The 25,465-nt window shown below is 61.8% G+C and carries 27 protein-coding genes; 5 read left to right on the top strand and 22 right to left on the bottom strand.

Translation table 11 applies throughout. The features are described 5' to 3' along the window. Nucleotides 1-85 precede the first annotated feature (85 nt). From ntrC to dusB, 3 genes are read right to left on the bottom strand one after another with little or no spacing between them, the layout of a single operon-like run. Nucleotides 86-1,546, bottom strand: a complete 1,461-nt coding sequence (ntrC, locus tag NKI70_RS18580) for a nitrogen regulation protein NR(I) (RefSeq protein WP_023675074.1) — start codon at nucleotides 1,544-1,546, stop codon at nucleotides 86-88. Then, on the bottom strand, nucleotides 1,543-2,685 hold the full coding sequence (locus NKI70_RS18585; protein ID WP_023675075.1) for a two-component system sensor histidine kinase NtrB: 1,143 nt from the start codon (nucleotides 2,683-2,685) through the stop codon (nucleotides 1,543-1,545). Before NKI70_RS18585 ends, ntrC begins: the two co-directional genes overlap by 4 nt. Next, nucleotides 2,682-3,707, bottom strand: a complete 1,026-nt coding sequence (gene dusB / locus NKI70_RS18590; RefSeq protein WP_352698844.1) for a tRNA dihydrouridine synthase DusB — start codon at nucleotides 3,705-3,707, stop codon at nucleotides 2,682-2,684. The genes NKI70_RS18585 and dusB overlap by 4 nt, the downstream gene beginning before the upstream one ends. 180 nt (nucleotides 3,708-3,887) lie before the next feature. Here dusB and NKI70_RS18595 point away from each other — a divergent pair, with 180 nt between their 5' ends. Continuing rightward, on the top strand, nucleotides 3,888-5,108 hold the full coding sequence (locus NKI70_RS18595; RefSeq protein WP_352457491.1) for a bifunctional 2-C-methyl-D-erythritol 4-phosphate cytidylyltransferase/2-C-methyl-D-erythritol 2,4-cyclodiphosphate synthase: 1,221 nt from the start codon (nucleotides 3,888-3,890) through the stop codon (nucleotides 5,106-5,108). Then, nucleotides 5,105-5,614, top strand: coding sequence for a CinA family protein (locus NKI70_RS18600; protein ID WP_352577851.1), 510 nt, complete (start codon nucleotides 5,105-5,107; stop codon nucleotides 5,612-5,614). The genes NKI70_RS18595 and NKI70_RS18600 overlap by 4 nt, the downstream gene beginning before the upstream one ends. Here the strand turns inward: NKI70_RS18600 and NKI70_RS18605 are convergent. The 11 genes from NKI70_RS18605 to eno all read right to left on the bottom strand — a co-directional run bounded on the left by NKI70_RS18605 (nucleotide 5,590) and on the right by eno (nucleotide 15,807). Beyond that, nucleotides 5,590-6,051, bottom strand: coding sequence for a type II toxin-antitoxin system RatA family toxin (locus NKI70_RS18605; protein WP_352577850.1), 462 nt, complete (start codon nucleotides 6,049-6,051; stop codon nucleotides 5,590-5,592). The two genes, NKI70_RS18600 and NKI70_RS18605, sit on opposite strands and share 25 nt — an antisense overlap. 12 nt (nucleotides 6,052-6,063) lie before the next feature. After that, entirely contained in the window at nucleotides 6,064-7,029 is a 966-nt protein-coding gene (lipA, locus tag NKI70_RS18610) for a lipoyl synthase (protein ID WP_352457494.1), read from the bottom strand. Between the two features lie 137 nt (nucleotides 7,030-7,166). Then, nucleotides 7,167-7,424: a GlsB/YeaQ/YmgE family stress response membrane protein gene (locus NKI70_RS18615; protein WP_352724815.1), complete on the bottom strand. Its 258-nt coding sequence runs from the start codon at nucleotides 7,422-7,424 to the stop codon at nucleotides 7,167-7,169. Nucleotides 7,425-7,522: 98 nt separating this feature from the next. Then, nucleotides 7,523-8,968: a dihydrolipoyl dehydrogenase gene (gene lpdA, locus NKI70_RS18620; protein WP_352507415.1), complete on the bottom strand. Its 1,446-nt coding sequence runs from the start codon at nucleotides 8,966-8,968 to the stop codon at nucleotides 7,523-7,525. An 11-nt stretch (nucleotides 8,969-8,979) separates the two neighbouring features. Further along, nucleotides 8,980-9,618: an SGNH/GDSL hydrolase family protein gene (locus tag NKI70_RS18625; RefSeq protein ID WP_352698841.1), complete on the bottom strand. Its 639-nt coding sequence runs from the start codon at nucleotides 9,616-9,618 to the stop codon at nucleotides 8,980-8,982. Next, on the bottom strand, nucleotides 9,615-10,034 hold the full coding sequence (locus NKI70_RS18630) for a hypothetical protein (protein ID WP_352698839.1): 420 nt from the start codon (nucleotides 10,032-10,034) through the stop codon (nucleotides 9,615-9,617). The genes NKI70_RS18625 and NKI70_RS18630 overlap by 4 nt, the downstream gene beginning before the upstream one ends. A 17-nt stretch (nucleotides 10,035-10,051) precedes the next feature. Beyond that, nucleotides 10,052-11,428, bottom strand: a complete 1,377-nt coding sequence (locus tag NKI70_RS18635; RefSeq protein ID WP_352698837.1) for a pyruvate dehydrogenase complex dihydrolipoamide acetyltransferase — start codon at nucleotides 11,426-11,428, stop codon at nucleotides 10,052-10,054. An 18-nt stretch (nucleotides 11,429-11,446) separates the two neighbouring features. After that, the gene (locus NKI70_RS18640) at nucleotides 11,447-12,850 is read right to left on the bottom strand and encodes a pyruvate dehydrogenase complex E1 component subunit beta (RefSeq protein WP_352698835.1); all 1,404 of its coding nucleotides are present in this window, start codon (nucleotides 12,848-12,850) and stop codon (nucleotides 11,447-11,449) included. Nucleotides 12,851-12,865: 15 nt separating this feature from the next. Further along, the gene (gene pdhA / locus NKI70_RS18645) at nucleotides 12,866-13,855 is read right to left on the bottom strand and encodes a pyruvate dehydrogenase (acetyl-transferring) E1 component subunit alpha (protein WP_245274631.1); all 990 of its coding nucleotides are present in this window, start codon (nucleotides 13,853-13,855) and stop codon (nucleotides 12,866-12,868) included. A 222-nt stretch (nucleotides 13,856-14,077) separates the two neighbouring features. Next, nucleotides 14,078-14,398 (bottom strand): FtsB family cell division protein, encoded by a 321-nt coding sequence (locus tag NKI70_RS18650; protein WP_023675088.1) that lies wholly within the window; start codon nucleotides 14,396-14,398, stop codon nucleotides 14,078-14,080. Nucleotides 14,399-14,532: 134 nt separating this feature from the next. Beyond that, nucleotides 14,533-15,807, bottom strand: coding sequence for a phosphopyruvate hydratase (gene eno, locus NKI70_RS18655; protein ID WP_352698833.1), 1,275 nt, complete (start codon nucleotides 15,805-15,807; stop codon nucleotides 14,533-14,535). 202 nt (nucleotides 15,808-16,009) lie between these two features. Here eno and NKI70_RS18660 point away from each other — a divergent pair, with 202 nt between their 5' ends. After that, entirely contained in the window at nucleotides 16,010-16,132 is a 123-nt protein-coding gene (locus tag NKI70_RS18660; protein ID WP_084642452.1) for a hypothetical protein, read from the top strand. Nucleotides 16,133-16,208: 76 nt separating this feature from the next. On the opposite strand, the gene NKI70_RS18665 is transcribed toward NKI70_RS18660, so the two are convergent. The 7 genes from NKI70_RS18665 to NKI70_RS18695 form a co-directional block, all read right to left on the bottom strand. Then, on the bottom strand, nucleotides 16,209-16,574 hold the full coding sequence (locus NKI70_RS18665; RefSeq protein WP_023675091.1) for a PRC-barrel domain-containing protein: 366 nt from the start codon (nucleotides 16,572-16,574) through the stop codon (nucleotides 16,209-16,211). Between the two features lie 122 nt (nucleotides 16,575-16,696). Continuing rightward, nucleotides 16,697-17,548 carry a 3-deoxy-8-phosphooctulonate synthase gene (kdsA, locus tag NKI70_RS18670; protein WP_352698831.1) on the bottom strand — a complete coding sequence of 284 codons (852 nt, stop codon included), beginning with the start codon at nucleotides 17,546-17,548 and terminating at the stop codon, nucleotides 16,697-16,699. Continuing rightward, nucleotides 17,545-18,432, bottom strand: a complete 888-nt coding sequence (locus tag NKI70_RS18675) for a VOC family protein (RefSeq protein ID WP_352699025.1) — start codon at nucleotides 18,430-18,432, stop codon at nucleotides 17,545-17,547. Before NKI70_RS18675 ends, kdsA begins: the two co-directional genes overlap by 4 nt. Before the next feature lie 96 nt (nucleotides 18,433-18,528). Beyond that, nucleotides 18,529-18,816: a Dabb family protein gene (locus tag NKI70_RS18680; RefSeq protein WP_352698829.1), complete on the bottom strand. Its 288-nt coding sequence runs from the start codon at nucleotides 18,814-18,816 to the stop codon at nucleotides 18,529-18,531. 102 nt (nucleotides 18,817-18,918) lie between these two features. Then, nucleotides 18,919-19,053 (bottom strand): hypothetical protein, encoded by a 135-nt coding sequence (locus tag NKI70_RS18685; protein WP_352577845.1) that lies wholly within the window; start codon nucleotides 19,051-19,053, stop codon nucleotides 18,919-18,921. A gap of 368 nt (nucleotides 19,054-19,421) precedes the next feature. Continuing rightward, entirely contained in the window at nucleotides 19,422-21,401 is a 1,980-nt protein-coding gene (locus NKI70_RS18690; protein ID WP_352636696.1) for a bifunctional 2',3'-cyclic-nucleotide 2'-phosphodiesterase/3'-nucleotidase, read from the bottom strand. Nucleotides 21,402-21,532: 131 nt separating this feature from the next. Further along, nucleotides 21,533-22,798, bottom strand: coding sequence for an NAD(P)/FAD-dependent oxidoreductase (locus NKI70_RS18695; RefSeq protein ID WP_352698827.1), 1,266 nt, complete (start codon nucleotides 22,796-22,798; stop codon nucleotides 21,533-21,535). A gap of 180 nt (nucleotides 22,799-22,978) precedes the next feature. Between NKI70_RS18695 and NKI70_RS18700 the strand changes: the two genes are divergently transcribed. Continuing rightward, the gene (locus tag NKI70_RS18700; RefSeq protein ID WP_352457505.1) at nucleotides 22,979-23,635 is read left to right on the top strand and encodes a 5-formyltetrahydrofolate cyclo-ligase; all 657 of its coding nucleotides are present in this window, start codon (nucleotides 22,979-22,981) and stop codon (nucleotides 23,633-23,635) included. A gap of 13 nt (nucleotides 23,636-23,648) precedes the next feature. On the opposite strand, the gene NKI70_RS18705 is transcribed toward NKI70_RS18700, so the two are convergent. Beyond that, entirely contained in the window at nucleotides 23,649-24,122 is a 474-nt protein-coding gene (locus NKI70_RS18705; protein WP_023675099.1) for an Lrp/AsnC family transcriptional regulator, read from the bottom strand. A 157-nt stretch (nucleotides 24,123-24,279) separates the two neighbouring features. Here NKI70_RS18705 and ald point away from each other — a divergent pair, with 157 nt between their 5' ends. Then, nucleotides 24,280-25,395 carry an alanine dehydrogenase gene (gene ald / locus NKI70_RS18710; RefSeq protein ID WP_352698825.1) on the top strand — a complete coding sequence of 372 codons (1,116 nt, stop codon included), beginning with the start codon at nucleotides 24,280-24,282 and terminating at the stop codon, nucleotides 25,393-25,395. The last annotated feature ends 70 nt before the right edge of the window (nucleotides 25,396-25,465 follow it).

Raw genomic sequence — 25,465 nt, forward strand, 5'->3', positions numbered from 1 at the left:
ATTGTGGCGATTATGCAACAAGTGTGGCCGAGACGGAAATCTTTCGGCAATCGATCCCCTGGAAAGCGCTCGTAAAGGGATTCGTCTAGACCTGCCTGGACGATTTGTAGACGTTGACGCCGAGTTCGCGAATCTTTTTGCGCAGCGTGTTGCGGTTGAGCCCCAGCAATTCCGCAGCCTTGATCTGGTTACCGCGCGTTGCGGTCATCGAGGCGAGGACCAGCGGGTATTCGACCTCGGAGAGGATTCGCTGATAGAGCCCGGCCGGGGGCAAGTCGCCGGCAAACGAGGCAAAATAGCGTTGCAGGAAATGCTCCACCGCCTGGCCGATGGAAAGGTCATCGGGAATGAGGTTGCCGCCACCTGGAACGACCGGCCTTTCGCCGGTCTTCAACTCCGCCTCGATGATCTCGGCGGAAATCTCGTCCTGCGAATACAGTGCGGCCAGCCTGCGGATGAGGTTTTCGAGTTCGCGCACATTACCGGGCCATGGGTAGCGCTTCATCAGCTCGATGCCGCCGGTGGAAATGCGCTTGGTCTGCAAGCCTTCACTGGCGCCGAGCTTGAAGAAGTGGCGGACGAGGTCCGGAATGTCCTCCGACCGCTCGCGCAGCGCCGGCAGCCTGAGCGGCACAACGTTCAAGCGGTAGAACAGGTCCTCGCGGAAAAGCCCCTGATTGATCAGTGTGCGCAGGTCCTTGTTGGTGGCAGCGACGATGCGCACGTCGGTCTTGATCGGCGTGCGGCCGCCGACCGTGGTGTATTCGCCCTGCTGCAACACACGCAGCAGCCGCGTCTGCGCTTCCATCGGCATGTCGCCGATCTCGTCGAGGAAGAGCGTGCCGCCTTCGGCCTGCTCGAAACGGCCGGTGGAGCGGTTCTGCGCGCCGGTAAAGGCGCCCTTCTCGTGCCCGAACAACTCCGATTCGATCAGGTCGCGCGGGATCGCCGCCATGTTGATGGCGACGAAGGGACCGCCTCGGCGGCGGCCGTATTCATGCAGCGCGCGCGCCACCAGCTCTTTGCCGGTACCCGACTCTCCGCTGATCATGACCGTCAGGTCGGTCTGCATCATGCGCGCCAGCATGCGGTAGATGTCCTGCATGGCCGCCGAGCGGCCGACCAGCGGCATCGTTTCAGGCGGCTCGTCGGCACGCGTATCGATCTTGGGCCGCCGCGGTTCGGAAAGCGCGCGGTTGACGATGTTGAGCAACTCCGTCAGGTCGAACGGTTTCGGCAGATATTCATAGGCTCCGGTTTCGGAGGCCCGGATCGCGGTCATGAACGTGTTCTGCGCACTCATGACGATGACCGGCAGTTCCGGTCGCGCCTTCTTGATGCGCGGCAGCATGTCGAAGGCGTTCTCGTCAGGCATGACAACGTCGGTGATAACCAGATCGCCCTCGCCCGCCGCAACCCAGCGCCACAGCGTCGAAGCGTTGGAGGTGACACGCACGTCGTGGCCGACGCGCGAAAGCGCCTGGTTGAGGACTGTGCGGATGGCCGCATCGTCGTCGGCGACGAGAATATTGCCGCGAACGGTCATTTGCGGTCTCCTTCACCGTCGTCGTCGGTGCCAAACTGGGTTTCTTTCCACGCCGGCATCAGGATGCGGAAAGTGGTGCCGCGCGGGGTCGATTCGCATTCAATGATGCCGCCATGCTCGCCGACGATCTTTGCGACCAGCGCCAGACCGAGACCGGAGCCGTTCGGCTTAGTGGTGATGAAGGGATCGAACAGGATCGGCAGGATATCCTCGGAAACACCCGAACCGTTGTCACGCACGCAGAATTCCAATGGCAGCGACACGCGGTCCTGCGTTCCGGGCACGGAAACACGGATGCCTGGGCGGAAGGCGGTCGACAGCATGATCTCGCCCTGCGGATCACTGCCGATCGCCTCGGCGGCATTTTTTACCAGATTGAGAAACACCTGGATGAGCTGGTCGCGATTGGCAAAAACCGGAGGCAACGATGGATCATAATCCTCCAATATCTTGATCCGCTTGGCAAAACCGTTCTTGGCGATTGCCTTGACATGGTCGAGCACGACATGGATGTTGACAGGGTAGCGGTCGATCGGCCGCTCGTCCGAAAACACCTCCATGCGGTCGACCAGCGAGACAATGCGGTCGGTCTCGTCGGTGATCAGCCTGGTCAGTGCGCGATCCTCGTCGGACGCCGACAGTTCAAGCAGCTGCGCGGCACCACGAATGCCCGACAGCGGGTTCTTGATCTCATGGGCAAGCATCGCGGCAAGGCCGGTGACCGAGCGCGCCGCACCGCGATGCGTCATCTGCCGGTCGATCTTGTCGGCCATTGAGCGTTCCTGGAACATTACCACGACGGAGCCTGGAAATTCCGTCACAGGCGCGACGTAGAGATCGACCACCTTCTCGATGCCGAGCCGCGGCGACGACACGTCCACCCGGTATTCGTTGACTGGCGCCCGGCGCTCGCGCACCTGGTCGACAAGCGTCAGCAGCGGGCTGCCGAAAGGAATGAGCTTGTGCAGCGTGTTGCGGGCGAGCATCGTGGCGCTCGACCGGAAAAAATCCTCGGCATCGGCATTGGCGAAGGTGATGAAACCTTGCGGATCGACCATGATCACCGGCCGGCGAATGGTGTTGAGCACAATATGCGCGGCGTCCGCCATATCCGTGCTCTGTGTGACGGTGGCGTTCATGCCGCACTCCGCAGGTTTGCCGCCTCGGGAGCGCTTGAGAACATGTCGCGCAGCAAGGCAACGACACGCCCAGGCTCGAAGGACGTGAGTATGGCCTTGCGCCGGTCGTCGCTTGTCGCGGCGTGGCGGTCGAGATACCAGCCGAGATGCTTGCGCGCCTGGCGCAATCCGCTTTCCACGCCATAGAGCGTCAGCATGTCTTCGTAATGGCCAATGACGTAGTCGCCCAGCGCTTGCGGGCTGGCCGGCATGCCGGCTACCCGCTCGGCCAGCGCGGCCGCTACAATGCTGCCGGCCGTCCAAGGCGCGCCATAGTGCGCGCGGCCGATCATCACCGCGTCGGCGCCGGACTGGTCGAGGATCGACGCTGCCTCCGCCGGCGAGCCGACATCGCCATTGGCAACGACCGGGATCGAGACGGCCTGCTTGACGCGTGCGATGGCACGCCAGTCGGCCTTACCCTGATAGAACTGGCAACGCGTGCGGCCGTGTACCGTCACCATCTTCACCCCGGCCTGCTCGGCGCGTCGCGCCAGCATCGGCGCGTTGAGCGCGCCTTCGTCCCAGCCGAGCCGCATCTTGACCGTGACCGGCACGTCGACCGCGCCGACTACCGCTTCGATCAGCGACAGCGCGTGGTCGAGGTCTCGCATCAGTGCCGAACCGGCATAGCCGCCCGTCACCTTCTTGGCCGGACAGCCCATGTTGATGTCGATGATGTCGGCGCCTTCGCCGGCTGCGATTCGCGCGCCCTCGGCCATGTGCCCCGCCTCACGGCCGGCAAGCTGGACCATGTGGACAGGCAGCCCGGAATGACGGATGCGCAGGCCCGAGCCAGCCCTGCCCTTTGCAAGCTCCCCGCTCGCCACCATTTCCGAAACAACCAGCCCGGCGCCATGCGCATGGGCGCGCTGCCGGAACGGTTCGTCGGTAATGCCCGACATCGGCGCGAGAAACACGCGGTTGCGGATTCTCACGCCACCCACATCCAGCGGCGAAGCCAATTTGGTCACATCAGGCATGCACAAAAACCAAGCACCTTCGGTTGCTGCACATTCTCTAGCCAGAATGATGGCAATGTGCAACGCGCAATGTCGTGATATTAAGGCGCATTTGGGAAAATACGGATCGCCGCACCGCATCAATCCTGGGTCTTCCGAAAGCGATACCACTTTTCGGGATCATGCGCTAAGCGTCTCGGCATGAGAGATGTCAACGAAAAGCAAGCTGCGGACGACAAGGTCGCGGTGGTCATCGTTGCCGCCGGCCGCGGCGCGCGCGCCGGACAGGCCAAGGGGCCGAAGCAGTACCAGCAGATTGGCGGCGGCGCCGTTATCGCACGCACGCTCGACGCCTTTCTGACGCATCCGAAAATTGGAGCTGTCGTCGTTGCTATACATGCCGAAGACGACGCGCTTTTCCGCCGCGCCGCCGGCGCGAACGCCGACCGTGTCGTCGCGGTGATCGGCGGTACGTCACGCCAGGAGTCCGTCCGGCTTGGACTGCTGGCGTTGAGAAGCCATGCGCCGGGCCGGGTCCTGATCCATGATGCGGCTCGGCCGTTTGTCGATGCGGAACTGATAGACCGTACGATCGCCGCCATTGAAGAGCGCCAGGGAGCGCTGCCTGCTTTGCCCGTTGCCGATACGCTGAAGCGCGAAACGGCCGAAGGCATGATCGGCGAAACAGTGTCCAGGGCCGGGCTCCATGCCGCACAAACACCGCAAGGCTTTCCGTTCTGGCCGATCCTGGCCGCGCACGAAAAGGCTCATCATCTGGGCAAGGCGGATTTTACCGACGATGCGGCAATCGCCGAATGGGCGCATATTCCGGTGAAGATCGTTCCCGGCTCGCCGGACAATGTCAAACTGACCTGGGCACGGGATATTGCAATGGCGGATCAGCGGCTTTCCAGCGCCCCACGTTTTCCCGACATCCGAACCGGCAATGGCTATGACGTCCATGCGTTCGAGCCCGGCGACCATGTCACCCTGTGCGGCGTCGCCATTCCACACGACAGGAAGTTATCCGGCCATTCGGATGCCGATGTCGGTCTCCATGCCTTGACCGACGCCCTGCTGGCCACCTGCGGCGCCGGTGACATCGGCACGCATTTCCCGCCCTCCGACCCGCAGTGGAAAGGGGCCGCTTCACGCATCTTCGTCGAACACGCGGTGAAGCTGGTGCGCGAGGGCGGCGGGCGCATCGCCAACGCCGACATCACCCTGATCTGCGAGGCGCCGCGCGTTGGCCCGCATCGCGAGGCCATGACCGAAACGCTTTCTGCAATGCTGCGAATTTCGCGCGACCGCATCTCGATCAAGGCGACAACCAATGAGAAGCTCGGCTTCGTCGGCCGTGAGGAAGGCATAGCGGCCATCGCGACCGCCAGCGTTGTATTTCCAGGGGATGTCCCCGAGTGAGCAATAGCGATCTCGCAGATGCCCTGCTTCAGGCCTGCCAGCAGCGCGGCATCATGCTGGCGACGGCGGAGAGCTGCACCGGCGGCATGATCATCGCCGCGCTGACCGACATCGCCGGCTCTTCCGCGGTGGTCGATCGCGGCTTCATCACCTATTCCAACCAGGCCAAGACCGAGATGCTCGGCGTCTCGGCCGCTACGCTCGAAGCGCACGGCGCGGTCTCGCGCGAGACTGCGGTGGAGATGGCGGCCGGGGCCTTGGCGCATTCGCCGGCCGGTCTCGCGCTGGCGGTGACTGGCATCGCCGGTCCGGGCGGCGGCTCGGCGGAGAAACCTGTCGGCCTGGTCTGGTTCGGCGTTGCCGTGGCTGGCCGGCCGGTGGTCAGCGAATGCCAGCTGTTCGCCGACAAGGGCCGTGATTTCATTCGCCGGGAGACGGTCCGACATGCGCTTGAACTGGGTCTGCGCGCGCTCGCCGCGGATCAGGCTGTCGATGGCGCGCCGTAGATGATTTCGGCACGTTTCTCGAACGCCTCGGAGAACATGCGGAAGGCGCGGTCGAACATGGTTCCCATGAGCGCACCCAGAATGCGGCTCTTGAACTCATAATCGATAAAGAAACAGACGTTGCAACCGCCGCCGTCCGCCGGGTCGAAGCGCCAGACATTGCTGAGATATTTGAACGGGCCGTCGATATATTTGACGTCGATGGCGTTCTCGTCAGGCTTCAGCAGCACCTGCGTGGTGAAAGTCTCGCGGATCGCCTTGTAGCCGATGCTCATGTCCGCGATGAGCAGGGTGCGTCCGTTGCGTTCCTTGCGCGAACGAACCGTAAGTGCCTCGCAAAGCGGCAGGAATTGCGGATAGGATTCGATATCGGCAACCAGAGCGAACATCTGTTCCGGCGTATGCGCGACGCGGCGATGGGCTTCGAATTGTGGCATGAAACCAGTGTGTTAGGCGGACTTCCTGAGAAACGCTTCGCGCGCCGCGCGCAACCTGGCAAAGTCGTCCCCGGCATGGTGCGACGAGCGCGTCAGCGGGCTCGACGCTACCAGCAGGAAGCCCTTGGTCCTGCCGATCGTCTCAAAGGACTTGAATTCCTCCGGCGTGACGAAGCGGATCACCGGATGGTGCTTCTTCGACGGCTGCAGATATTGGCCGATGGTCATGAAGTCGACATTGGCCGAACGCAAATCGTCCATCAGCTGCAGGATTTCGTTCCGCTCCTCGCCAAGGCCGACCATGATGCCGGACTTGGTGAAGATCGAGGGGTCGAGTTCCTTGACCCGCTGCAAGAGCCTGATCGAGTGGAAATAGCGCGCACCCGGCCGAACAGTCAGATAGTTCGACGGAACGGTCTCGAGATTATGGTTGAAAACGTCCGGCTTGGCCGCCACGACGATCTCCAGTGCACCGTCCTTGCGCAGGAAATCGGGCGTCAGGATTTCGATCGTCGTCGACGGGGTTGCTGCCCTGATCGCACGGATGACATCGGCAAAATGCTGGGCCCCGCCATCGGCGAGATCGTCGCGATCGACGGAGGTGATGACGACATGGCTCAAGCCCATTTGCTTGACCGCATGCGCGACACGCGCCGGCTCGTCGGGATCGAGTGCGGTCGGGATGCCGGTGGCGACATTGCAAAAGGCGCAGGCCCGCGTGCAGATCTCGCCCATGATCATGAAGGTGGCGTGCTTCTTCTCCCAGCACTCGCCGATATTGGGGCAGCCCGCCTCTTCGCAAACCGTCACCAGTTTGTGAGACTTCACGATTTCGCGCGTCTCGGCATAGCCTTTCGACATCGGCGCCTTGACGCGGATCCAGTCAGGCTTGCGCAGTACGTCCTGATCCGGCTTGTGCGCCTTTTCGGGATGCCGCAGGCGCGGCGCATTGGCAATCGTGTCGAGGACGGTGACCATGTGAAACCCGGCTCATTGGCAAGCGCTTGTCCAGCGCTCGCTCTACCCACGTCATCTAGGACTTTTCGGCGAAAAGAAAAAGGCCGCGATCACGCATGCCGCGGTGGCCTTTTTCGCATAGCAAGTGCCGACAGAGGTTAGCGGCGCACCAGTCGTCCGACCGCAATCAGAATGCAGGCGCCGATGAAGCCGGTGATCAGATAGGCTATCCAGCCGACGCCGAAGATGCCGATGTTCAGGGCCTGCAAGATGGCGTTCAACACGATTGCGCCGACAATGCCGAGAACGATGTTCATGAGGATGCCGGTATTGCTCTTCATGACAATCTCGGCGAGCCATCCCGCCAGGCCTCCGATGATGATGGCTGCAACCCAGCCCACGCCGTTCATTTCCATATGCCCTCTCCTTGTATGATGGATGATGCCTGCGAAACGAATTGCTCTGCCGTCGAGTTCCTTTGTGTCTTCCGTGTGAGACTCGCCCAACTAATTTATCATGCATTCAGTGCGCGGCCATAGGCGTCGAGCACACTCTCCTTCATCATCTCCGACAGCGTCGGGTGCGGGAAGATCGTGTGCATCAGCTCCTCCTCGGTGGTCTCCAGATTCATCGCCACGACGAAGCCCTGGATCAGTTCGGTTACTTCTGCGCCGACCATGTGGGCACCCAGCAACTGGCCGGTCTTCTTGTCGAAAATGGTCTTGACGAAGCCTTGGTCCTCGCCGAGCGCAATCGCCTTGCCGTTTGCCGCGAACTGAAAGCGGCCGACGCGGATGTCCTTTCCGTCGGCTTTCGCTTTGGCTTCCGTCAGTCCGACCGAGGCGACTTGCGGATTGCAATAGGTGCAGCCCGGGATCTTCAGCTTGTCGATGGCATGCACGCCGGGGAAATTGGCGATCTTTTCCACACAGACCACGCCCTCATGCTCGGCCTTGTGGGCGAGCATCGGCGGTCCGGCAACGTCGCCGATGGCGTAGACGCCCGGCACATTGGTCTTGCCGTAGCCGTCGACGACGACGCAACCGCGGTCCGTCTTCACGCCCAGCGTCTCGAGGCCGAGGTTCTCGATATTGCCTTGTACGCCGACGGCCGAGATCATGCGATCGGCGGTGATCTTCTCGACCTTGCCGTCCTTCATCTCGACATGCGCGGTGACCGAGTTAGTGCCCTTCTCGACCTTGGTCACCTTGGCTTCTAGGATGATCTTCATGCCCTGCTTCTCGAACTGCTTCTGCGCGAATTTCGAGACCTCGGCGTCCTCGACCGGCATCACGGCCGGCAGCAGTTCGACCACCGTCACCTCGGCGCCCATGGTGCGGTAGAACGAGGCGAACTCGATGCCGATGGCGCCCGAGCCCATCACCAGCAGCGATTTCGGCATCTCTTTCGGCACCATCGCCTCGAAATAGGTCCAGATCAACTTGCCGTCAGGCTCGATGCCAGGCAGCGCGCGCGGCCTGGCGCCGGTCGCCAGGATGATGTGCTTGGCGCTATAGGTGCCCTCGCCCTTGACGCCCTTGGGCGCCGGCGGCTGCGGCTCCATTGGCTTCTTCGACGATTTCGACACGACGATCTCGCCAGGTTTGGTCAGCTTGGCTTCGCCCCAGATGACGTCGACCTTGTTCTTCTTCATCAGGAAGCCGACGCCGCCGTTGAGCCGCAGCGAGACCTTTCGCGAGCGATCGACGACGGCGGCTGTGTCGACCCCGACCTTGCCATCGATCTTCAGGCCGTAGTCCTTCAGATGATCCGAATAGTGCATGATCTCGGCGGAGCGCAGCAGCGCTTTGGTCGGAATGCAGCCCCAGTTGAGGCAGATGCCGCCCAAGTGCTCGCGCTCGACGATCGCCGTCTTGAAGCCAAGCTGGGCCGAACGCACTGCAGTGACATAGCCGCCGGGGCCGGAGCCGATGATGATGACGTCGTAGTTCTCAGCCACGGCTTTCTCCTTCACAATTCCAACATGAGGCGCACGAGCGGCGCCAGCGCTTGCCCGACGTTCCGCGTGTTTTCCGCGTCCAGGTGGACGCCGTCGAGCGGCGTGGTTTTGGCCACCGTGCCGGCATCGAAGAAGCCGCAGCCGGCCTCGTCGGAAAGGGCGGAATATTGCGGCGCCAGCCGCTTTGACGCGTCATCGCCGCCGGCGAACATTTCCTTGAACTCGGCGTTTTCCGTGCGGCTGACTACGGGCGGCGCGACGATCAGGATCTGCGGCGCCGGCCAATCGAACGGGTAATCGTGACCGCGCACGATATCGATCAGGCGTTGCATGCCTTGCTTGGCCGCGACCGGATTACCATGAATCCACGGCTTCATATCGTTGGCGCCGAGCATGATGACGATCAAGTCGATCGGTGCGTGCGTCGTCAGGATTGTTGGCAACAGCCTTGCGCCATTGCGGTCCGCCCCAGCCAAGTGATCGTCGAAGGCGGTGGTTCGGCCATTCAGGCCTTCGGCGATGACCTCGACGCCGCTGCCCAATGCCGCCTGCAGCACGCTCGGCCAGCGATCTTCCAGCGGATGCCGGCCAAGGCCTGCCGCGTCATAGCCCCAGGTAAGCGAATCGCCGTAGCAGAGGACCGTCTTCATGTGCCTGCCCCGCCGAAACCTGGTTGCGAGCGCGCCAATCGCCAGCGCACGAAAAGCCACTGGACCAGCACCGTAGCGATGCCTGGCAGGACGAGACCGGCGACTATGGGAAGATCGCCCGACCACTGGCTCTTGCCTGGGGGCTGGGAGAAAGTCCAGCCGATCAGGAAAACTCCAACGAGCACAAAAAACGCTACCCCTATGGTCGCGGTCAGCTTTGTTGCCCGTCGTGGGTCCGACATGAATTGTGCGATGAAGAATGCGAGCGTCGCGAGGACGGTGACGAGAGCCGAGATCATGAATACAAGGATGTACTCTACGTCGGCATTGGTGGCGACGGCGAGCCACTGCGCCACCAATCCGCCCGCCAAACCGGAAAGAAAGAAGGCAAAAAGGCTGGTGAAGAATTTCCGCACCGCCCTGTTCCCCTCTCTTAAACCAGCATGCCCATCGGGTTTTCGACCATGCGTTTGAAGGCGACGAGCAGCTCGGCGCCGAGCGCACCGTCGACGGCGCGGTGATCGGTCGACAACGTCACCGACATGATCGTGGCGATCTTGATCTCGCCGTTCTTGACCACCGCGCGTTGCTCGCCGGCGCCGACCGCCAGGATCGTCGCATGCGGCGGGTTGATGACGGCAGAAAAATCCTTGATGCCGAACATGCCGAGATTGGACACCGCCGTGCTGCCGCCCTGATATTCTTCCGGCTTCAGCTTGCGGCTGCGGGCGCGGCCGGCAAGATCCTTCATCTCGTTGGAGATGACGGACATCGTCTTTTCGTCAGCACGCCGGATGATCGGGGTGATCAGGCCGCCGGGGATCGATACGGCAACGCCGACATCGGCGTGCTTGTGCTTGATCATGGCGTTTTCTGTCCACGACGCATTGGCATCCGGAACCGCCATCAGCGCCATGGCAAGAGCCTTGATGACCATGTCGTTGACCGACAGCTTGTAGGCCGGCGTTTCGCCCTTCTCGGTCTTCTTCACCGGCGCGGCCGCATTGATTTGCGTGCGCAGGGCCAGAAGTGCGTCGAGCTCGCAGTCGAGCGTCAGATAGAAATGCGGGATGGTGGTCTTGGCTTCGACCAGCCGCCTCGCAATGGTCTTGCGCATATTGTCGTGCGGGATCAGCTCGTAGGAGCCTTCCGCAAACAGTTTGAGCACCTGCTCATCCGACATCGCCTTGGGTGCTGCGGCCGCAGGTGCCGTAGCGCCGGCAGGCGCTGCTTTTGCTGCTGGCGCTGCCTTGGCGCCGCCACTGGAAATTGCGGCATCGACATCGGCCTTTACTACGCGGCCGCGGGGGCCGGAGCCTGTCAGCGCCGCGACATCGACGCCGGCTTCCCTGGCAATGCGCCGGGCCAGCGGCGAGGCGAAGATGCGCTCACCGCTTGCGTGGCCGTTGGCGACCGGCACCGCTTCCGCCTTAGGCGCAGGTGCGGCAGGCTCCTGCTTCGACGCTTCGGGCTTTGATGTTTCAGCTTTGGGGGCTTCCGCTTTCGGAGCCTCAGCCTTGGCCGGCGCAGCGCCATCACCGCTTTTGGCGGCAGAAGCAGCATCCTCGCCCTCGGCAGCCAGCACCGCGATCAGCGCATTGACCTTGACGCCTTCTGTGCCGGCCGGAACCACCAGCTTGGCGACCGTGCCCTCGTCGACGGCTTCGACTTCCATCGTCGCCTTGTCGGTCTCGATCTCGGCAATCACGTCGCCGGGCGAAACTTTATCGCCTTCCTTGACCAGCCACTTGGAAAGATTGCCCTCTTCCATTGTGGGCGACAGCGCCGGCATGGTGATGTTGATCGGCATTTTGTCCTCCCGCCCTGCTCAGCGATACGTGACGGCTTTGACCGCCTCGACGACCTCGCCGACATTGGGCAGCGCCAGCTTTTCGAGGTTCGCCGCATAGGGCATCGGCACGTCCTTGCCGGCAATTGTAATGACCGGTGCATCGAGGAAATCGAAGGCGCGCTGCGAGACCTGATTGGCGATATGGTCGCCGACCGAGTTCTGCGGAAAGCCTTCCTCGACCACCACGAGGCGATTGGTCTTTTTGACCGAGGCGATGATGGTGTCGAAGTCGAGCGGGCGGATGGTGCGCAAGTCGATGATCTCGGCATCGATGCCCATGCCGCGCAACTCCGCCTCCGCCTTTAGCGCGTAGGTCATGCCGATGCCGAACGAGACGATGGTCACGTCCTTGCCGGATTTGTGAATGCGCGCCTTGCCGATCGGCAACACGAAATCGTCCATCTTCGGCACGTCGAAGGAGTGGCCGTAAAGGATTTCGTTTTCGAGGAAGATGACCGGGTTCGGATCGCGGATCGCCGCCTTGAGCAGACCCTTGGCGTCGGCGGCGGTATAAGGCATCACCACCTTCAAGCCGGGAATATGGCTGTACCAGGCGGCATAGCACTGCGAATGCTGCGCGGCGACGCGGGCAGCAGCGCCGTTCGGGCCGCGAAAGACGATCGGGGCGCCCATCTGGCCGCCGGACATATAGAGCGTCTTGGCGGCTGAATTGATGATCTGGTCGATCGCCTGCATGGCGAAGTTGAAGGTCATGAATTCGACGATCGGCTTCAGGCCGGCCATCGCCGCGCCAACACCAACGCCGGCAAAGCCGTGCTCGGTGATCGGCGTGTCGACCACGCGTCTCGGACCGAATTCCTGCAACAGGCCTTGTGTGATCTTGTAGGCGCCCTGGTACTCGGCGACTTCCTCGCCCATGACGAAGACGTCGCCGTCGCGGCGCATTTCCTCCGCCATTGCGTCGCGCAAGGCTTCACGCACTGTGGTCGAGACCATTTCGGTGCCGGCCGGGATGTCCGGATCGGCGGCAATTTCCAACCTGGGCGCAGCGGCAACAGGTGCTGCCGCTTCGCTCTTGGCCGCAGCAGCCGCGGGGGCCGGAGCGGCCGCGGGCGCTTCCGCTTGCGCCTCAATAGCCTCCTCGCCGATACCTTCGCCTGCCTCGTCGATGTCTTCGCCATCGACGGCCAGCACAGCGATCAGCGTGTTGACTTTGACACCTTCGGTGCCGGCAGGAACCACGATCTTGGCAAGCGTGCCGTCGTCCACGGCTTCGACTTCCATCGTTGCCTTGTCCGTCTCTATCTCGGCAATGGCGTCACCCGCCGCGACCTTGTCGCCCTCTTTCTTCAACCACTTGGAAACATTACCCTCTTCCATGGTCGGCGAGAGGGCGGGCATGAGAATTTCGATCGGCATGTCCTTGCCCTCTCGTTAAAGTACGATGTCGGTCCAGAGCTCGGACGGATCCGGCTCCGCGTCGTTCTGGGCAAATTCTGCGGCATCGGCGACAACGTCGCGGACTTCCTTGTCGATGGCCTTGAGCTCGTCCTCGCTTGCCCATTTCTTGTCGAGCAGCCGCGCTTTGACCTGCTCGATCGGGTCACGTTCGGAGCGCATTTTCTGCACTTCTTCCTTGGAGCGGTATTTTGCCGGATCCGACATCGAATGGCCGCGGTAACGATAGGTCTGCATTTCGAGAATGAGCGGCCCGTTGCCGGCGCGGCACCATTCGGCGGCGAGGTCGCCGGCTGCCTTTACAGCGCGCACATCCATGCCGTCGACCTGGATGCCTGGAATCTTGAAGGACGCGCCGCGGTGCGAGAAATCCGTCTCGGCCGACGAGCGCGAGACCGAGGTGCCCATGGCGTAGCGGTTGTTCTCGATGATGTAGATCACCGGAAGCTTCCACAGCGAGGCCATGTTGAAGCTTTCGTAGACCTGGCCCTGGTTCGCCGCGCCGTCGCCGAAATAGGTCAGCGTCACATTGTTGTTGCCGCGATAGCGGTTGGCGAAGGCAATGCCGGTGCCGAGCGACACTTGCGCGCCGACGATGCCGTGGCCGCCGTAAAAATGCTTCTCCTTGGAGAACATGTGCATGGAGCCGCCCTTGCCTCTCGACAGGCCGCTACGGCGCCCGGTCAGTTCGGCCATGACGCCGCGCGGTGACAACTCCATGGCCAGCATATGACCATGGTCGCGATAGGCGGTGATCATCTGGTCGCCGTCGATCAGCGCCATCTTCATGCCGGTAACGACCGCTTCCTGGCCGATGTAGAGGTGGCAGAAACCGCCGATGAAGCCCATGCCGTAAAGCTGGCCGGCCTTTTCCTCGAAGCGGCGGATGAGCAGCATGTGCCGGTAGGCGGCAAGCTCCTGGTCCTTGGTGAATTCAACAGGCTTCGGGGTGGAAAGGCCCGGCATCTTGCCGTCTGATTTGGATTTGGCAGGCGCTTTTCTGGTGGCGGTGGCCATGCATCACTCCCTGTTGGCGTCTCTTGGCGGACAGCGAGGGAGATCAGTTCTCCCACCGATTTGAGGCAGGCTAACATGCAGGGAAGGCTTTCGCCATGCCGAAAACGCATGGCTGTCATGCATCTAAGCAATTAAAATCATTGCAAATATCGCTGATTAACTGAGATCAGGTTATCTTGCGACCGGCAGCATGATGGTGATCTCGTCGGCGTGAGACAGATTAAGCGCCTTGCGCGCCTGCTCGTCCAGCATGTCCTTCTCCAGCGTGCCCTCATGCATCAGCTGAACGCGGCGCTCGAGATCGATCCGGCGCGCCCTGACGGCATCGAGCCTGCCCTGCAATTCGGCAGTCTCAGCTTCGAGCTGATACTTGGAATAGATGCCGAACTCGCCATGATAGGCATGGAAACCGAAATAAGTCAGGAACACCACGCAGAGCGAGGGGATGATCAGCCGGCCGGTGTTTCTTTGCTTGTGCTGGCGTGTCCACATGGTCCGAATCCTCTACGCCGCCTTTGTCGCCCGATTGTGCTTAATGGACGGTTACAGCCTGTTGGAATCAGAGGCTGGAAGCAAAAAAGGGCGGGAATGTCCCCGCCCTCGCCGCCACGGATTTTCTCTCGAAATCAGCTTTTCACGATCGACTTGCCGGCGTATCGCGCCTGCTTGCCGAGCTCCTCCTCAATGCGGATGAGCTGGTTGTACTTGGCCATGCGATCCGAGCGCGACAGCGAGCCCGTCTTGATCTGCCCGCAATTGGTGGCAACGGCGAGGTCGGCGATGGTCGAATCCTCGGTCTCGCCCGAGCGGTGCGACATCACCGCGGTATAGCCGGCCTTGTGCGCGGTCTCGACGGCGTCGAGCGTTTCGGTAAGCGAGCCGATCTGGTTGACCTTGACCAGGATCGAATTGGCGACACCCATGCGGATGCCGTCGCGCAGCCGCGCCGTGTTGGTGACGAACAGATCGTCGCCAACCAGCTGCGTTTGCTTGCCGATGAGATCAGTCAGTATTTTCCAACCGTCCCAGTCATCCTCGGCCAGGCCGTCCTCAATGGTGATGATCGGGTAGTCGGCAGCGAGTTTGGCTAGATATTTGGCCTGCGCCTTCGGGTCGCGGGTTTTCCTCTCGCCTTCATAGACGTAGTTGCCATCCTTGAAGAATTCGGTCGCCGCGCAGTCGAGGCCTAGCGCAACCTCCTCGCCGGGCTTGAAGCCAGCCTGCTCGATCGATTCCATGATGAAGTCGAGCGCGGCCGGCGCGCTCTTCAGGTTGGGGGCAAAGCCGCCCTCGTCGCCGACATTGGTGTTATGGCCGGCGTCCTTCAGCTTCTTTCGCAGCGTATGAAAGATCTCCGAGCCCCAGCGCACGCCGTCGCGTAGCGTCGGCGCGCCGATCGGCAGGATCATGAATTCCTGGAAATCGATCGGGTTGTCGGCATGCGCGCCGCCATTGATGATGTTCATCATAGGCACCGGCAGCACATGGGCCTTGGTGCCGCCGACATAACGATAGAGCGGCAGGTCGGCCGCTTCGGCCGCGGCCTTGGCCACAGCCAGCGACACGCCGAGGATGGCATTGGCGCCGAGCCGGCTCTTGTTGGGCGTACCATCGAGCTCGATCATGGTCTGGTCGATATGGATCTGATTCTCTGCCTCCATGCCGCCGATCGCCTCGAACAGCTCGCCGTTCACCGCCTCGACCGCCGTGAGCACGCCCTTGCCGAGATAGCGGGGGCCGCCATCGCGCAGTTCGACCGCCTCATGCGCGCCGGTCGAGGCGCCGGACGGCACCGCGGCGCGACCCATCGAGCCGTCTTCGAGCACGATGTCGACCTCGACGGTCGGATTTCCGCGGCTGTCCAGGATTTCACGCCCGACAATGTCGATGATGGCCGTCATTGCGATGTCCCCGATTGATCGATTGAAGCGTCGCGCACCTCTTAGCCAAAGCGCCGCAAAACGCAATCGGGGCACTTGCAAATATTGCCCGTGCGCTACGGATTCACGAAGCACGAAGCGCTGTCATCATTTGTCATACGCGGCATGCCGGTTTCTGGTTTATGGCTGTTGTCGCGCGGGGCGAAACAGGAGGAGTTTCGCCATGTCCCAGTTGAGCGGTATTGTGAGTTTGTTCCTGATCGCGGCTGCGTTCCTGACGTCGTGCGACAATCAGCAACCCCCGCAGGGATCGTCGCCTTTGCCGGCCCTGCAGATTGCGCAGTAGCATCCCGCCACATCGAAGGCCCCCGATTTCCCGGGGGCCTTTTTGATTCCAGGAGACTTAGTCAGTGCCAGTAAGGTCAGTGCCAGTAAGGCTCGACCTTGTAGTAGTTGTATGAGGCGTCACGCGCGGCCTCGCCGTCGGCGCCGGTCAGCTCGTTGATCGAATAGGAAGGAGCGGCCATCAGCTGGTCTTTGGTGAACGGCACGACATAGCCGCCCTTGTTCTCATCATAGTCAAGGCTCGCCCACGGAATGGCGTGGTATTTCTCGCCGATGCCGAGAAATCCGCCAAAACCGATCACGGCAAACATGATTCCGTTCGACAGTTTGTCGAGCATGACATCCTCGATGTCGCCGATATGAGTGCCTTCCGTATTGTAGACCGATGTGCCGATAACCCGCGAAGCGGCGATGGCTTCGGTGTGTCCCGTCTGGGTCGTCATGGTGTGCTCCTCGTCGTCGTTGACATTAGATTTTGACAATGAGGGCCGCGGGCTAAGGTTCCAGGCGGGTTCGAAATTCTTCAAAGTTTTCTTGGCCGCGCTGCTGTGGCGCAACTGCTGGTTCAACCCACGCTTTTGGCAATGCGATCGAACGCCATCAGCCGTTCAAGCAATGCGGGAAGATCCTTTAGCGGCACCATGTTGGGACCGTCGGAAGGCGCGTTGTCGGGGTCCTGGTGCGTCTCGATGAAGACGCCGGCGACGCCAACCGCGACGGCCGCGCGCGCCAGCGTCTCGACAAAGCGCCGGTCGCCTCCGGACGAACCGCCCTGCCCACCCGGCTGCTGCACGGAATGGGTGGCATCGAAAATCACTGGCGCGCCGATCTCGGCCATGATCGGCAGCGCCCGCATGTCGGACACCAGGGTGTTGTAACCAAAGGATGCGCCGCGCTCGGTGACCAAGACATTGGCGTTGCCGGAGCCGATGATTTTGGCGACGACGTTCTTCATGTCCCACGGCGCGAGGAATTGCCCCTTCTTCACATTGACCACCTTGCCGGTTCTTGCCGCAGCAATCAGCAAATCGGTCTGCCGGCTGAGGAAGGCAGGAATCTGCAGAATGTCGACATGCGGCGCGACGATCGCGCATTGTTCCTCAGTGTGGACGTCGGTCAGGATCGGCAGCGAAAAATTGTTGCGCAAATCGTCGAAGATCGGCATTGCCGCTTCAAGTCCGGCACCGCGCGTGCCGCCGAGCGAGGTGCGATTGGCCTTGTCGTAGCTGGTCTTGTAGACGAGTCCGATGCCGAGCCTTTCAGTCAATTCCTTTAGCGCACCAGCCATGTCGAAAGCGTGCTGCCGCGATTCCAGCTGGCATGGACCGGCGATCAGCGATAGGGGCGCGCTGTTGCCGAAAATGACCTTGCCGACCGCAACGGAGGAGTTTGGCATCAGTGGATTGAGCTTGTTCATGCGATCTCCCGGAAGATGAAGGCTGCGCCCTGCCCTGGCGCCGGCGGCACGATGATATCACCGCCGCGCATGTGGTGCTCGACGGAACTGGCTGCAAGCAACTTGGCGACGGCGTCGCCGTGCCTAATCGAAAAGACGATCCCAGCAAAGCGGAGTTCAGATGGCGCGCCGGCAGGAATGCCGAAGCGTGCCGAATAGGCTGCAGGATCCAGAACGGTCACGACGGCATTCGGCAGCTCATAGACAGTGCCGCCGCCCTGCGCCTCGATTCCGGCTGCGATCGAAATCAAACGGCCTTGTTCGAAGGGTTCGCCACTGACTGCCACGATTTCGACAATGCCGGTTGCGCCATTAGCGTGGGCCTGCAACGCAGTGCGGTCGACGTTCGGCGCATTGATCCGCCCGCAGGCGAAGAGAAAAGCGTCCGTTGGCTTGCCTGTAGCCGCGAAGGCCAGTTTGAACGATGCGGTGTCGCTCTTTCCCGTCGCATCGGTGAAGGCGCGCGAAAAGCTTAGCGCGTCTCCCGCCGACAGACCGGCTTCGATGAAGCGCGCGTGGTCCGCGGCGGCGCTTTCGGTGCCCAGCGCCACGGCAGAAAATCCTTCATCGCCGTTTTCTTCGCGATACGTGCGATCACGCACGACAAAGACATTGCGGTTCGCGATCGCCGTTGCCGCGGCCTGCCGGTCAGCGACCGCGAGCGGCTCGAGATAGGTGCCGTCGGTGAGGAAGACACAGCAGTTTTCGGTTCCGAAAGGGTGGATACCTGTCGGCGCAACGGTAAAGCCGAGCAAGGTCAAGCGCGCCCGCGCAACATCGAGGCTCGCGGTCGGCAGCACCAGGTGATCGAGCGGATGAGGGCTTGCGGGGGTGTTCTCTGTCATGTCCCGCGCGATGTGCCTCATTCCTGAAAATGGTTCAAGGGCTTGGCCGACGCCTCAGCGGAAAGACCACATCAGCGCGTAGGGGACGGCGGCTCGTCAACTTGCAACGATGTCGGCCGAATAACGCAATTCGCGCAGAGGTTTGACCCGGCTGGTGGTCTCTGCATAGAGCGGATGCGCCTTGTAGGCGGCGAGCGCTGCCTCGCCCTCGAACTCGGCATAGACGACCACATCGATTTCATCCGAGAGCGGGTCGACCTTGGTGTTGAGCATCACCTCGAAATGGCGCGAGTGGGGTATCTTGCCGAGCGCCAGCAGACCCGTACGCACTGCCTCGACGTCCACTTTACGCCGTGCGCTGAAGAAAACGATATGCCGGATCAACCCAGCCTCCTGGACCGTTGGACCGGCGTTCTTTTGTGTCAGCGGGAGCGTGCCGTCAATCGGCAGGATGTCGCGTCGGCGAACCGTGGCGAAAAAGAGAAACTACACCATGCTGGTTACATAGTGCACGACGCGGGTCACCTCCCTGATGATCCTGTCGAGGTAGCGGCCTTGGTTGTAAATGCCGTCCCAGATCAGGAAAAAGGTGACGGTCGTGATGATGATGACATAACGCATGGCTAAAACTAGCGCATATGGATGCTTGCAACCATAGTGATTCCGGCCCTGCTGGGACCCTCCCCGAATTTTAACGGCCTTTGGTCTGTCCGCTGCGATGCTTGCTGGCCAGAATGGCGCTACCGCTGCAGGGCGCCTTGGAAAGATAACCCCGCTCGGCTTCGACGACCGCTTCCCGCCTCGATCGACCAACTGCCACACGATTATTCCGGTGGGATTTCGACGGACACGCTGGATCTGGTCATGCCGCCGTCAAGCGGCGTTTCGCACCACTTGCTTGAAGAGGCCCCCTGTCTCAAACGGATTGGCCGTATCGGGACAGTATCTTAACGCTGAGACAGTTTCGAGCCGACGCTCAAATCCTTGCCTCAAAGCGTGATGCGGTACTTGGAAAACCCCGCTTCGCCCTCGCCCGCCGGCTCGATCGTCAGCGACTTCACTTGCGCAATAAACTCTCTCGCCTTGGCGCCGGTCTCGAACACGACGCTGGTTCCCGGTAGTGGCGCAAACGACCAGTTGGCATCCGCCGACAGGTTGATGGTGCCTTCGCTGACGATATAGCGCACGATCACGTCGCGGTTGGTGTCGGGCGCTTCGTAGATGATCTTCGAGGCATTGATCTCCGGGAAATTGCCGCCGCCGCCGGCTCGGTAGTTGTTGGTGGCGACGACGAATTTCCGCTTGGGACCAATTGGTTTGGCGTCGAACATCAAGTCAATGATGCGGGTCGAGCCAGCATTCACCAGCCCGCCCTTCGAATCATATTTCGGTGGCTGCGACAGGTCGATCCGGTAGGTGACGCCGTCGATCACGTCGAAATTATAAGACGGGAAGTCGGTGTTGATGAGCGCCTGGTCGGCTTTGCCCGGTTCGATCCGGTTGAAGATGCCGGCCGACATTTCCAGCCATTCCTTCACCTCTGCCCCGGTGATTTCGACGGCGCGCACCGTGTTTGGATAGAGGTAGAGGTCGGCGACGTTCTTGATGGCGATATCGCCCACCGGTACGTCGGTGTAATAGTCGGCGCCGTTGCGCCCGCCCGCCTTGAACGGTGCCGCCGCCGACAACAGCGGCATATCCTTCCACTCTGTGTTCTTCAGGATGTCCTTCAAGTACCAGGTCTGCGCCTGGCTGACGATCTGCACCGATGGATCGTCGGCGACCAGCGCAAAATAGGAATAGAGCGGCGCCGAGGTTTTGCCGACCGGCCGGCGCACATAGGCAAGCGTCGCCTCGTGGTCCTGTTTGAGCGCGTCGACGATGCGCTGGTCGTCCGCGACGGTCGGCTTGTTCGTCTTGTCGACCCGCTCAAAGATCGGCCTGGCCTCAGAGGTCGTCGAAACGATTTTCCACGTCGATCCGTCGCGCTCCAGCAACAGATCGATCAGCCCCATGTGCGAGCCCCAGAAGCCGGCCATGACGGCGGGCTTGCCTTGCAACGTGCCTTTCGCCGTATCGACGGCGTCCAGCGACTGAAAGTCCTTCTTGCCGGGGAAGACCAGATGCTGGTGGCCGGTGAACACCGCATCGATACCTTCGACACCGGCAACGAAGAAGGAGGCATTCTCCATCATGTCGCTTTGCTTCACATCGATGCCGGAATGGGAGAGCGCAATGACGATGTCGGCGCCTTCTTCCTTCATTTGCGGCACCCACGCCTTGGCCGCCTCGACGATGTCGCGCGTCTTGACGCTGCCCTCGAGATTTTTCAGGTCCCAGACCATGATCTGCGGCGGCACGAAGCCGATGATGCCGATCCTGATCGGTTGCTCGGCGCCCGACCCGTCTTTGATGTTCCTGTCGAGGATGACGTAAGGCTTGAGATAAAGCTTGTCGTCGCGCGGGTTCGCGGCGAGCTCCGTGCCGCGGATCAGGTTCGCGCAGACAAACGGGAAATTGGCACCGGCCAGCACCTTGTCCATGAACGACAGGCCATAGTTGAACTCGTGGTTGCCGAGCGTCGAGCATTCGTAGCCGAGCAGGTTCATGCCCTTCATGACCGGATGCAGATCGCCATCCTTCATCCCCCTCTCGTAGGCGATGTAGTCGCCCATCGGGTTGCCTTGCAGAAGGTCGCCATTATCGATCAGCATCGCGTTGGTTGCTTCCTTGCGCACGGCTTCAATCAACGATGCCGTTCGCGACAGCCCCATCGTGTCGTTAGCTTTGTCGGCGTAGTAGTCGTAAGGCAGCACATTCACGTGGATGTCGGTCGTCTCCATAATCCTCAGATGCGCCTGATTGGCTTGAGCCCGGGCGGAGAACGGGTGCAGCATGATCAGCGCTCCGCTGGCGGCAACGCCGGCGAGGAAATCGCGGCGTGAGACGAGGTGGCGCAATTGGGACATTCGTTCTCTCTTCCTTCCACGACGTGACAAGTCCTGCCCGAAGCAAAGCTTCGCGCCGAAATCCAGCCGAGTCCAGAAGCCGATTCCATCAAGAGGAGGTGACGCGCCGATGAATGTCCGGCAGCGAACAATCAGCCCTTATCGTCGTCGCCCTGGGTGATCAGCCGCGCGCTGCGCTGACCGGTGAAGTAGATCCATAGCCAACTCAGGGAAACCGCAAGCCGGTTACGAAAGCCGATCAGGAAGTAAATATGCGCCAAGCCCCATAGCCACCAGGCAAGCCGGCCGGTAAGCTTGATCCAGCCGAAATCGATGGCCGCCGCGCGCTTGCCGATCGTCGCCAAATCGCCGTCATGCCTGTAGCTGAAAGGACGCGGTGTCGCGTCACCGGCAAGCCTTGCCTTGATCGCCGTGGCGACGTGCCGTCCCTGCTGCTTGGCGGCGGGCGCGACGCCCGGCACCAGCCGGCCATCCGGTCGCAGGACGTGCGCTACGTCACCGATGACGAAAATCTCCGGGTTTCCCGGTACAGTGAGGTCGGGCTCGACAAGCACCCTGCCCGCGCGGTCCGCTGCCGCGCCGAGCCATTCGGCGGCCGGCGAAGCGGCGACGCCCGCCGCCCACAGGATTGTCCTAGCCGGCAAATGCCTGTCGCCGAAGACGACACCCTCGGCATCGCAGCGCGTAACCGCCCGGCCGAGTTCGACGGTCACGCCGAGCCGTTCGAGCGCCTTCATTGCATAATCGGAGAGTTCCGGCGCGAAATTGGCAAGAACGCGGTCGCCGGCCTCAATCAGCGCCACACGCGTCTGCCGCGTGTCGATGTTGCGGAACTCGCCGCGCAGCGTGTCATGCGCCAGTTCGGCAATGGTGCCGGCCAATTCCACGCCGGTCGGCCCGCCGCCGACGATCGCCAGCGTCAGCAGTGCCTGGCGCTTGGCGGGATCGGTTTCCCGCTCGGCCTGCTCGAAAGCCAAAAGAATACGCCGTCGAATGGTGGTGGCGTCCTCCAGTGTCTTCAGGCCCGGCGCGAACGGCTCCCATTCGTCATGGCCGAAATAGGCGTGCCGCGCACCGGTGGCCAGCACCAGCGTGTCGTAGGCGACCGTGCCGCCGTCCTGCAGCAGCACCCGCTTGCCGGTGCGGTCGATGCCAGTCACGGTGGCAAGCAGCGTCGTCACGTCCTTGCGCCTGCGCAGGAGATGGCGGATCGGCCAAGCCACTTCGGAGGTGGCCAGGGCCGTCGTCGCCACCTGGTAGAGCAGCGGCTGAAAAAGGTGATGATTGCGCCTGTCGATCATGGTGATGCGCACCGGCGCGCCGGCAAGTGCGCGGGTGAATTCGAGGCCGCCGAAACCGGCGCCTACGACGACGACGTGATGGTTGGCTATGTTCATCTCACTCATCCCTCTCGCCAAGGCTGATGTAAGTATCGTTGTGCAGTGCAGCAATGCCTGCGCTGCAACTGCCTGGGACTCGTCTCTTGATGTCGTGAATACGCATGCTGCAGACTCATTCCCGGATATAGCTTACGTCCCAGATACGACTTGGTTGGAATAGTACATTGCAGGTGAAGCATGGCTAGGAATGAAGATGAAGACCCAGCGCAGTACGCCTCGCCGCCTTGTTTTATGCACGAGCTCGATCCGGAGTTCCAAGCGCCGCTATCCGACTGGACCGACGTAAGGCGCTGGCGCAAGGCCGAGCGCGAGCGGTTGATCGTATCCCGCCTTGCCGTTTCGGCCGACACGCGCACAGCCATGTCGCAGCGCATTGCCGAAGGGCTCGACGCGGTGATCGGCGACATCGCCGGCCGCATGGTCAGCCTCTATTGGCCGTTTCGCGGCGAGCCGGACCTGCGCCCGTGGATGGAAACCGTTAACGCGCGGGGCGGGCGCACGGCGATGCCCGTCGTCGTCGAGAAAGACCGGCCGCTTGTCTTTCGCGCCTATGCCCACGGAGACCGGCTGGAGAAGGGCGTCTGGAATATCCCGATACCGGCCGAGGGTGATCCGGTGTTGCCCGACATCGTCATTTCGCCGATCGTCGGCATCGATCCCGGGCAGTTTCGCCTGGGTTATGGCGGCGGCTTCTTCGATCGCACGCTTGCCGCGATGCCCTTCAAACCGCTGGTCATCGGCGTCGGCTACGAACTGCAGCGCATCGTCACCATCTACCCGCAGCCGCACGACATTCCGATGGACCGTGTGGTGACCGAGGCAGTCAACACCTAGGCGAGTTCGGGGCCTAGGCGAGTTCAGGTTTCATTCCCACGGCCGTGCGATCGACGATTTCGCGCAAGGCAAAAGACGAATTGATCTTCGTCACATGCGGCATTGCCGACAGCCACTCCTTGTGGATGCGTTCGTAGTCGACGAGATCCTTTGCTGCGATGCGCAGGATGTAGTCATATTCGCCCGACATCAAATGGCAGGACAGGACGTTCGGGCAGCGCTTTATCGCTGCCTCGAAATCCGACAACGTCTTCTCGAATTGCCCGGACAGCGATATATGCACGATCGCCGTCATCTGGTGCCCAAGTGCAGCGTTGGACAGCCGTGCGTGATAGCCGCGGATGGTTCCGGACTTCTCCAGATTGTCCAGCCGCCGCGAACAGGCCGACTGCGACAGGCCAACCTTCTCGGCGAGCGCTGCGTTGGGTATCCGCCCGTCTTTCTGCAACGTCTCGAGAATGGCGATATCAATCCTGTCGAGCGGCATTTTTGCGGGTTCCTGCGAGAATTCTAATGTTTTGCGCAACGATTATCGAACAGTGGCCTCTCTGGCAAGCGCATTCGCAAACACTTACCGAACGATTCGTGGTTCACTATCTCTAGACAGGGAACAGGTCCTAAAAGGGCCGGATCAGGAGAAAAAGATGCGCGTCGGTTGCCCCCGGGAAATCAAGAACCATGAATACCGCGTCGGCCTGACACCGGGTTCGGTCCGTGAATATGTCGCGCATGGCCATGAAGTGCTGATCGAGACCGGCGCCGGCGCCGGCATCGGCGCCGATGACAACGCGTATCGCGCCGCCGGCGCCACGATTGCCAAAACGGCCGCCGACGTTTTTGCCAAGTCTGACATGATCGTGAAGGTCAAGGAGCCGCAGCCCAACGAATGGGTTCAGCTCCGCGACGGCCAGATCCTCTATACCTATCTGCATCTTGCTCCGGATCCGGAGCAGACCAAGGGTCTGCTGGCCTCCGGCGTGACCGCAATAGCTTACGAGACCGTCACCGACGAGCGCGGCGGCCTGCCGCTGCTAGCACCGATGTCGGAAGTCGCCGGCCGCCTGTCGATCCAGGCGGGGGCAATGGCGCTGCAAAAGGCCAATGGTGGCCGCGGCGTGCTACTTGGCGGCGTGCCCGGCGTGCTCCCCGGCAAGGTCACTGTGCTCGGCGGCGGCGTCGTCGGCCTGCATGCTGCACGGATGGCCGCCGGCCTTGGCGCCGACGTCACCATCATTGACCGCTCGATCCCGCGCCTGCGTCAGCTCGACGACATCTTTGGCGGCCGCGTCCACACCCGCTACTCGACCGTCGAGGCGCTGGAGGAAGAATGTTTTTCGGCTGACATCGTCGTCGGCGCCGTGCTGATCCCGGGGGCAGCAGCGCCAAAGCTGGTGACGCGCGAAATGCTGTCGGGCATGAAGAAAGGCGCCGTGCTGGTCGACGTCGCCATCGACCAGGGCGGCTGCTTCGAGACCTCGCACGCCACCACCCATGCCGAGCCGACCTATGAGGTCGATGGCGTCATCCACTATTGCGTCGCCAACATGCCGGGTGCGGTGCCGGTCACCTCGGCCCACGCGCTCAATAATGCGACGCTGCATTATGGCCTGCAGCTCGCCGACAAGGGCCTCAAGGCGCTGGTAGACGACCACCATCTGCGCAACGGGCTGAACGTCCACAAGGGCAAGATCACGAATCGCGCAGTGGCCGAAGCGCTCGGTTACGACCTGGTCGAGCCGAAGGCCGTTCTCGCCGCCTGAGCTGTCCGAATCTGCCTCTCCAGTGCCCGTCGGATTCGTCCGACGGGTTTTTTCTTATGTCGAAAAACTG

Source organism: Mesorhizobium sp. M0500, assembly GCF_040321165.1.
Taxonomy (GTDB): Bacteria; Pseudomonadota; Alphaproteobacteria; order Rhizobiales; family Rhizobiaceae; genus Mesorhizobium.